We start from the raw sequence: 702 nt of genomic DNA, 5'->3' as shown, positions 1-702 counted from the left end.
ATATGAAAGGCACACCGCAATTTCCGCAGTGTGGTTTTTCAGCACGTTCTATTGAAGTGTTGACCCAAATTGGTCGTCCATTCGCGTTTGTTAACATTTTGGAAAATCCAGAAATCCGTGCGACGTTACCGAAAGTTGGTAACTGGCCAACGTTTCCACAGTTATGGATTGATGGTGAGTTGATGGGCGGATCAGATATCATTCTTGAGATGTATCAATCAGGTGAGCTTAAGCCGTTGGTTGAAGCAAACAGCCCTGCTGCTTAATGATCTACATTTTTTTGGACCACTTTGTTGTCCAAAACTACTTTATTGTTTAAATAAGTGATTTGTATTTTTTGGCATTGCAAACCCGAGTAACTGATATAGTTGCTCGGGTTTTTGTTGTCTATGTACTTTGTTGTTTTTATCGGTTTTAGCCCCATATAGTGGTTAAGATACATACAATTTAGATAATAAGAGATACTTATGAATGACCAATCAAAACAAGATGCCTCAGCTAAGCAGCAAGAAGCGACAGAACAAACTGCCATTGAGAAGCGCCGTGAACATCTAAAAGCTGAGTCTCTACGCCTTATTGAGATGGCAGGCAATGAGCCAAACTCTGCACTTAGATGTATTCATCAACTGAGTGTGGCAGGCGGTGCTACAGAAGCGACTTATGTTGCCATTGAGCAGCGAGTGGTAGCTGATCAAGACACAG

General features: G+C 41.5%; 1 protein-coding gene and 1 pseudogene. Both read left to right on the top strand.

Annotation, left to right across the window (positions count from 1 at the left end; genetic code table 11):
• A partial coding sequence (gene grxD / locus ACS8FD_RS20700) for a Grx4 family monothiol glutaredoxin (RefSeq protein ID WP_439277250.1) occupies positions 1–266 on the top strand: 266 nt, incomplete at its 5' end.
• Positions 267–467: 201 nt separating this feature from the next.
• Positions 468–702, top strand: a pseudogene (locus tag ACS8FD_RS20695) (hypothetical protein); the annotation flags it as partial.

The organism is Psychrobacter sp. 1U2, assembly GCF_051847575.1.
Note: the sequence above shows the minus strand (reverse complement) of the source record. Positions and strands in the feature narration are given on the sequence as shown.